Raw genomic sequence first — 7,342 nt, 5'->3', positions numbered from 1 at the left:
ATTTGAACCGACGACCTTCGGGTTATGAGCCCGACGAGCTACCAGGCTGCTCCACCCCGCGTCCGTGGATGCGCACTATACTCTGCTCGCGTTTTCATGCAACCTTTTTTTTACCCGGATCACGTATTTGGCATGACTTTGAACAAAAACAAAGCATTGAAGTCTGTTTTTTGTACAAAATTTGCATCAGGTAACACTACGGATTTCATTAAAGGCGACGGTTTGTTATCTTCATTAACGCCTTATTTTTTTAACCTGAAGAAGAGAACGATGAAAGGACGTTGGGTAAAGTACCTTCTTATGGGCGCGGTTGTGACGATACTAGCCGCCTGCTCCTCCAAACCAACCGATCGCGGACAGCAATATAAAGACGGGAAATTTACCCAGCCTTTCTCTCTGGTGAACCAACCAGATGCCGTTGGCGCGCCGATTAACGCCGGTGATTTTGCCGAACAAATTAACCATATCCGTAACGCGTCGCCGCGTCTGTATGGCAACCAGAGTAGCGTTTATAACGCCGTGCAGGAGTGGCTGCGTGCGGGCGGTGATACCCGCAATATGCGCCAGTTCGGCATTGACGCCTGGCAGATGGAAGGTGCGGATAATTACGGTAACGTGCAGTTTACGGGCTATTACACGCCGGTGATTCAGGCGCGCCATACTCGTCAGGGCGAGTTCCAGTATCCTATTTACCGTATGCCGCCAAAACGTGGGCGTTTGCCGTCTCGTGCGGAGATCTACGCCGGAGCATTGAGCGATAAATATATCCTCGCTTACAGCAACTCTCTGATGGATAACTTCATTATGGATGTGCAGGGTAGCGGGTATATTGATTTTGGTGATGGCAGCCCGCTTAACTTCTTCAGCTATGCCGGAAAGAACGGTCATGCCTACCGTAGTATTGGCAAGGTGCTAATCGATCGTGGCGAAGTGAAAAAAGAAGATATGTCGATGCAGGCGATTCGTCACTGGGGGGAAACACACAGTGAAGCCGAAGTTCGCGAACTGCTGGAGCAGAACCCGTCTTTCGTCTTCTTTAAACCGCAGTCTTTTGCACCGGTGAAAGGAGCAAGTGCGGTGCCGCTGGTTGGTCGTGCTTCGGTGGCGTCTGACCGCAGCATTATCCCGGCGGGGACGACCTTGCTGGCAGAAGTTCCTCTGCTGGATAATAACGGCAAATTTAACGGTCAGTACGAACTGCGTCTGATGGTGGCGCTGGATGTCGGTGGTGCAATCAAAGGCCAACACTTCGATATCTACCAGGGGATTGGACCAGAAGCCGGACACCGCGCAGGTTGGTACAACCACTATGGCCGTGTCTGGGTGCTGAAAACGGCCCTAGGGGCAGGTAACGTCTTTAGCGGCTGATGTGTTATTCTTTATGCCGTTTTAACGGATATGACAGGGTGAGGGATAACCTCGTCCTTTGATTGTTAGCTAAGTGCGCGTTGTTCATGCCGGATGCGGCGTGAACGCCTTATCCGGCCTACAAATCATGCAAATTCAATATATTGCAGGAGTTATGTAGGCCTGATAAGCGTAGCGCATCAGGCATTTATGCGTTTAGGGTGAGGGATAACCTCGCCCTTTTTAATTCTGAGGTGCTATGTCTGTTGTAATTAGTGATGCATGGCGTCAGCGTTTTGGTGGCACTGCGCGTCTGTATGGTGAAAAAGCGTTGCAACTGTTTGCTGATGCGCATATTTGTGTGGTCGGTATCGGTGGCGTCGGCTCCTGGGCGGCGGAAGCGCTGGCACGAACGGGGATTGGCGCTATAACGCTTATTGATATGGATGATGTGTGCGTCACCAATACTAATCGACAAATTCACGCCCTGCGCGATAACGTCGGGCTGGCAAAAGCAGAAGTGATGGCGGAGCGCATTCGCCAGATTAACCCTGAGTGCCGTGTAACAGTCGTCGATGATTTCGTGACGCCGGAAAATGTAGCGCAATATATGAGCGTCGGTTATTCGTACGTGATTGATGCTATTGACAGCGTACGGCCCAAAGCGGCCCTTATTGCTTATTGCCGTCGCAATAAGATTCCACTGGTCACGACAGGTGGTGCTGGCGGGCAGATTGATCCGACGCAGATTCAGGTTACCGATCTGGCGAAGACGATTCAGGATCCACTGGCGGCGAAGCTGCGCGAGCGCCTGAAAAGCGATTTTGGCGTGGTGAAAAACAGTAAAGGTAAGCTCGGCGTGGATTGTGTGTTCTCTACCGAAGCGCTGGTGTACCCGCAGTCAGACGGTACGGTGTGTGCGATGAAAGCCACGGCAGAAGGGCCGAAGCGGATGGATTGTGCATCTGGATTTGGTGCCGCGACGATGGTAACCGCCACCTTTGGGTTTGTTGCGGTTTCTCATGCGCTGAAGAAGATGATGGCGAAAGCGGCGCGTCAGGGGTAAATATCAGGTCGGATGCGACGACGGGTGTGTCTTATCCGACCTGGAACTGTGTAACATCAAGCTTGCTTCGCCGCGGCGAGAATTGCCTCGCTTAACGCATTCAGTCCCTGACTGCGAGAGGCGCTAAGTTGCGCACGCAATCCCAGTTCATCAAACAATGCCAGCGGCGACTGTGCCTGTAACTCGGCGGCGGTTTTGCCCTCAACGGCAGTCAGCAACACGGCCAGCAGGCCGCGCACAATGCGCCCTTCGCTATCACCAAAGAAATGCATCTTGCCGTTTTCAGCGACGGTATATCCAAGCCAGACGCGGTTTTCACATCCGGCAATCTCTTTGGCCTGGGCTTTTAATTCGTCTGGCAAAGCAGGAAGTTGTTTCCCCAACATAATCAGCTGGCGATATTTGTCTTCCCATTGCGTCAGTGGCGCGAAAGTATTGCGTAGCGTCTCTACGGTAACAGTTGTGCCGAACGGATGTCCGGCGAATTGCGAGTTCGTCATTAATCCACCAATAATTCCAGTGCGCGGTCAACGGCATTCACCAGCGCATCCACATCACTCTTTGTATTATATGGCGCAAATGAGGCGCGCAGTGTGCCGGTTACGCCTAACTCTGCCAGCAGCGGTTGAGCACAGTGCTGCCCGGCGCGCAGGGCAATACCATATCCCGCCAGAAGCGTCACCATATCGCTGTGATGAATGCCTGCGAAATCAAAGGCCAGCAGGCTGGAGTCCTGGCAGCGGAATGAACGAAAGCCAGGACGTTTTGCCAGAGCGTCTTCTGCAAGCGTTGCCAGACTACGGCTCCAGCTTTCTGCCTGGTTGATATCATAATCTGCCAGCCATTCCAGCGCCGCGCTTAAACCAATGACACCGGCGACATTTGGCGTTCCAGCTTCCAGTTTCCACGGTGCGGATTGAGTGGTGAAGCCGTCAAAACTCACTTCGTGAATCATTTTGCCACCGCCCAGCCAGGGCGACATTGCTTCCAGCAGTTCTGGTTTGCCGTAAAGCACGCCGATACCCGTCGGGCCATACAGTTTGTGACCAGAGAAAGCATAGAAATCAATATCCAGTTGCTGAACATCGGCAGGGAAATGCACTGCGCCCTGAGCACCATCAACCATCACCACCATCCCGGCTGAATGAGCAAAGGTAATCGCTCGCGCCAGATCCGGGCAACCGCCAGTGACGTTCGACATCTGGCCCAATGCCAGAATTCGACTACGGGGAGTAATTAATTCCGGCAATAAATCGACATCCGGCAACCACTGCGCATTAAGCGGCAATTTCACCACTTTAGCACCGGTTTGTTGGGCGACCATTAGCCAGGGAACGAGATTAGCGTGATGCTCTGCCACGCTGACAATAATTTCATCACCCGGTTGCAAGTGCGGGCGGGCATAACATTGCGCCACCATGTTGATGGATTCGGTGGTGCCGCGCGTCCAGACGATAGTTTTATCATCCGGTGCATTGAGTAATTGCGCCACTTTCTCCCGTGCGGCCTCATAACGCGCGGTCAGGCGTTGGGCTTCGGCAAACTGGCTGCGATGAACGTTTCCGGCGCTCAGGCTATAGAACTGCCGGGTAGCTTCAACCACAGCTTCAGGTTTGAGTGCGGTCGCAGCACTATCGAGATAAACGCCCGCATCCTGTAGCGCGGGAAACTGGGCGCGAAATTGCGCGGGATTAAAAACGTTCATGAGACTCCTCGGCTTGATTCGCCGATCGTGACGCAAAATTCACTTTGATACAAGGTGAGTGCTAACCCTCGGAATCGTCTGGATATCCTGTCGAAGCCGCGTCAGTAACATATGCTGAATAGTGTTAGGCGTTAATTTTAGCCTGTTAATCAATCTTGTTAAGATTTAGTAATCGCTTTAAGGAGAAGAAGATGAAAAAGACTGCCGCAATTATCTCTGCCTGTATGCTGACTTTTGCCCTGAGCGCCTGTTCCGGTTCGAACTATGTGATGCACACCAACGATGGACGCACTATTGTTGCCGATGGCAAGCCGATGACGGATGATGAAACCGGTATGATTTCTTATAAAGACGCTAATGGCAACAAACAGCAGATCAACCGTACCGACGTGAAAGAGATGGTCGAGCTGGATCAGTAATTCACGATCGCAGGGTAAAAAAAAGCACCGCAATTAGGCGGTGCTACATTAATCACTATGGACAGACAGGGTAAATGTACAGGAAGTGAAAAAAGGTAGCTTTGCTACCATGGTCTGAATCGCAGACCAATTGCAAACACAACAACACAACATCACAACCGTAAGCCAAAAGTTCACCAGAACACGCATTCCGATAAAACTTTTCGTTCCGGCTCAGGAAGTGCCGCCACTATAGGTATTTGCTGGTAGAAGCTCAACGGACAATTTATAATGGCTCAGATAAAAAAAACTAATAGGTTACATACCGTGATCTAATTGTTAAATTCATTTAACATCAAAGTTTAAAAGCCATGTCAAAACGATTACCACCGCTAAATGCCTTACGAGTTTTTGATGCCGCCGCACGCCATTTAAGCTTCACGCGCGCAGCAGAAGAGCTTTTTGTGACCCAGGCCGCAGTAAGTCATCAAATCAAGTCCCTTGAGGATTTTCTGGGGCTAAAACTGTTCCGCCGCCGTAATCGTTCACTTCTGTTGACCGAGGAAGGGCAAAGCTATTTTCTCGATATCAAAGAGATATTTTCGCAATTAACCGAAGCGACGCGTAAACTCCAGGCCCGTAGCGCCAAGGGGGCGTTGACGGTCAGTTTACTCCCCAGTTTTGCCATCCACTGGCTGGTGCCGCGACTTTCCAGCTTTAACTCAGCTTATCCGGGAATCGACGTTCGAATCCAGGCGGTCGATCGCCAGGAAGATAAACTGGCGGATGATGTCGATGTGGCGATATTTTATGGCCGGGGCAACTGGCCGGGACTTCGGGTGGAAAAGCTTTACGCCGAATACCTGTTGCCAGTGTGTTCGCCTTTACTATTAACCGGTGAGAAATCCTTGAAGACGCCGGAAGATCTGGCTAAACATACTTTATTACACGATGCGTCCCGGCGAGATTGGCAGACATATACCCGCCAGTTGGGGCTAGCTCATATCAACGTTCAGCAAGGGCCTATCTTCAGCCATAGCGCCATGGTGCTACAAGCAGCCATTCACGGGCAGGGAGTGGCGCTGGCAAATAACGTGATGGCGCAATCTGAAATCGAGGCCGGACGCCTTGTTTGCCCGTTTAATGATGTACTGGTCAGTAAAAATGCTTTTTATCTGGTATGTCATGACAGCCAGGCAGAACTGGGTAAAATAGCCGCCTTTCGCCAATGGATCCTGGCGAAAGCCGCTGCTGAACAAGAAAAATTTCGCTTTCGTTATGAACAATAATTTATGTAGGGTACGACCATGACCAGCCGTTTTATGCTGATTTTCGCCGCCATTAGCGGCTTCATTTTTGTCGCTCTGGGTGCTTTTGGTGCGCATGTTTTAAGTAAAACCATGGGCGCTGTTGAAATGGGCTGGATCCAGACCGGCCTCGAATACCAGGCGTTCCATACGCTGGCGATTTTAGGTCTGGCGGTGGCGATGCAACGTCGCATCAGTATCTGGTTTTACTGGAGTAGCGTCTTTCTGGCGCTAGGTACGGTGCTGTTCAGCGGCAGCCTTTATTGCCTGGCGCTGTCTCATCTGCGTTTGTGGGCGTTTGTCACTCCGGTCGGCGGTGTGAGTTTTCTCGCGGGCTGGGCATTAATGTTAGTTGGGGCTATCCGTTTAAAGCGCAAGGGCGTAAGTCATGAATAAGGTTGTATTGTTGTGCCGTCCGGGCTTTGAAAAAGAGTGCGCCGCAGAAATTACCGATAAGGCCGGTCAGCGGGAAATATTCGGTTTTGCCCGTGTAAAAGAGAATGCGGGTTATGTGATTTATGAATGTTATCAAGCGGAAGATGGCGATAAGTTAATTCGTGAACTGCCATTTAGTTCATTAATTTTTGCCCGCCAGTGGTTTGTGGTGGGGGAACTGCTCCAGCATTTGCCGCCGGAAGACCGTATTACGCCAATAGTTGGCATGTTGCAGGGTGTGGTAGAGAAGGGCGGAGAGTTGCGCGTTGAAGTCGCTGATACCAACGAAAGCAAAGAGTTACTGAAATTCTGCCGTAAATTTACCGTACCGCTACGGGCTGCCTTGCGCGAGGCGGGTGTGCTGGCGAATTATGAAACGCCGAAGCGTCCGGTTGTGCATGTGTTCTTTATCGCACCAGGCTGCTGTTATACCGGCTACTCCTGGAGCAATAATAACTCGCCGTTCTATATGGGCATTCCGCGCCTGAAGTTTCCGGCAGAGGCACCAAGTCGTTCCACGCTCAAACTGGAAGAGGCATTTCATGTGTTTATTCCTGCGGATGAATGGGATGAACGCCTGGCGAACGGGATGTGGGCGGTGGATTTAGGCGCTTGTCCGGGCGGCTGGACCTACCAACTGGTGAAGCGCAACATGTGGGTTTACTCTGTCGACAACGGCCCGATGGCGCAAAGTCTGATGGATACCGGGCAGGTGACGTGGTTGCGGGAAGACGGTTTCAAATTCCGTCCGACACGCAGCAATATTTCCTGGATGGTATGCGATATGGTAGAGAAACCGGCGAAGGTCGCGGCTTTGATGGCGCAGTGGCTGGTTAATGGCTGGTGTCGTGAAACTATCTTCAACCTCAAACTGCCAATGAAAAAACGCTACGAAGAAGTATCACACAATCTGGCGTACATTCAGGCACAGCTTGATGAACATGGCATCAATGCTCAGATTCAGGCGCGTCAGTTGTATCACGATCGCGAAGAAGTGACGGTGCACGTCCGCCGTATCTGGGCTGCTGTGGGTGGCCGTCGCGACGAACGATAAAAGACATAGCCGGGGCGTCTGCTCCGGCCA

At 51.6% G+C, this 7,342-nt stretch carries 8 protein-coding genes; 6 read left to right on the top strand and 2 right to left on the bottom strand.

All coding sequences use genetic code 11. From position 1 onward, the window contains the following. The first annotated feature begins 270 nt into the window (after positions 1–270). Together mltA and tcdA are read left to right on the top strand one after the other, a co-directional pair. Positions 271–1,368 (top strand): murein transglycosylase A, encoded by a 1,098-nt coding sequence (mltA, locus tag A9180_RS09515; protein WP_064528283.1) that lies wholly within the window; start codon positions 271–273, stop codon positions 1,366–1,368. Positions 1,369–1,606: 238 nt separating this feature from the next. After that, a complete protein-coding gene (tcdA, locus tag A9180_RS09510) occupies positions 1,607–2,413 on the top strand; it encodes a tRNA cyclic N6-threonylcarbamoyladenosine(37) synthase TcdA (protein ID WP_064528276.1) in 807 nt (268 codons plus the stop codon). Between the two features lie 56 nt (positions 2,414–2,469). On the opposite strand, the gene csdE is transcribed toward tcdA, so the two are convergent. Further along, on the bottom strand, positions 2,470–2,913 hold the full coding sequence (gene csdE / locus A9180_RS09505) for a cysteine desulfurase sulfur acceptor subunit CsdE (protein ID WP_064528274.1): 444 nt from the start codon (positions 2,911–2,913) through the stop codon (positions 2,470–2,472). Continuing rightward, positions 2,913–4,118 carry a cysteine desulfurase CsdA gene (gene csdA / locus A9180_RS09500; protein WP_064528270.1) on the bottom strand — a complete coding sequence of 402 codons (1,206 nt, stop codon included), beginning with the start codon at positions 4,116–4,118 and terminating at the stop codon, positions 2,913–2,915. The genes csdE and csdA overlap by 1 nt, the downstream gene beginning before the upstream one ends. A gap of 191 nt (positions 4,119–4,309) precedes the next feature. Between csdA and A9180_RS09495 the strand changes: the two genes are divergently transcribed. The 4 genes from A9180_RS09495 (at position 4,310) to rlmM (ending at position 7,312) form a co-directional block, all read left to right on the top strand. Continuing rightward, positions 4,310–4,537, top strand: coding sequence for a YgdI/YgdR family lipoprotein (locus tag A9180_RS09495; protein WP_000750396.1), 228 nt, complete (start codon positions 4,310–4,312; stop codon positions 4,535–4,537). 350 nt (positions 4,538–4,887) lie between these two features. Next, a complete protein-coding gene (gcvA, locus tag A9180_RS09490) occupies positions 4,888–5,805 on the top strand; it encodes a glycine cleavage system transcriptional regulator GcvA (RefSeq protein ID WP_064528267.1) in 918 nt (305 codons plus the stop codon). Positions 5,806–5,823: 18 nt separating this feature from the next. Next, on the top strand, positions 5,824–6,219 hold the full coding sequence (locus A9180_RS09485) for a DUF423 domain-containing protein (RefSeq protein WP_000203905.1): 396 nt from the start codon (positions 5,824–5,826) through the stop codon (positions 6,217–6,219). Beyond that, positions 6,212–7,312, top strand: coding sequence for a 23S rRNA (cytidine(2498)-2'-O)-methyltransferase RlmM (gene rlmM / locus A9180_RS09480; RefSeq protein WP_064528264.1), 1,101 nt, complete (start codon positions 6,212–6,214; stop codon positions 7,310–7,312). Before A9180_RS09485 ends, rlmM begins: the two co-directional genes overlap by 8 nt. The last annotated feature ends 30 nt before the right edge of the window (positions 7,313–7,342 follow it).

The sequence above is a fragment of the Escherichia sp. B1147 genome, from assembly GCF_001660175.1.
GTDB lineage: Bacteria > Pseudomonadota > Gammaproteobacteria > Enterobacterales > Enterobacteriaceae > Escherichia > Escherichia whittamii.
This window is presented reverse-complemented; position numbering and strand designations above follow the sequence as displayed.

What these genes read in the sequence shown, in the direction of transcription:
- mltA (WP_064528283.1), top strand. Translation starts at nt 271, where the DNA reads ATGAAAGGACGTTGGGTAAAGTACCTTCTTATGGGCGCGGTTGTGACG.
- tcdA (WP_064528276.1), top strand. Translation starts at nt 1,607, where the DNA reads ATGTCTGTTGTAATTAGTGATGCATGGCGTCAGCGTTTTGGTGGCACT.
- csdE (WP_064528274.1), bottom strand. Translation starts at nt 2,913, where the DNA reads ATGACGAACTCGCAATTCGCCGGACATCCGTTCGGCACAACTGTTACC.
- csdA (WP_064528270.1), bottom strand. Translation starts at nt 4,118, where the DNA reads ATGAACGTTTTTAATCCCGCGCAATTTCGCGCCCAGTTTCCCGCGCTA.
- A9180_RS09495 (WP_000750396.1), top strand. Translation starts at nt 4,310, where the DNA reads ATGAAAAAGACTGCCGCAATTATCTCTGCCTGTATGCTGACTTTTGCC.
- gcvA (WP_064528267.1), top strand. Translation starts at nt 4,888, where the DNA reads ATGTCAAAACGATTACCACCGCTAAATGCCTTACGAGTTTTTGATGCC.
- A9180_RS09485 (WP_000203905.1), top strand. Translation starts at nt 5,824, where the DNA reads ATGACCAGCCGTTTTATGCTGATTTTCGCCGCCATTAGCGGCTTCATT.
- rlmM (WP_064528264.1), top strand. Translation starts at nt 6,212, where the DNA reads ATGAATAAGGTTGTATTGTTGTGCCGTCCGGGCTTTGAAAAAGAGTGC.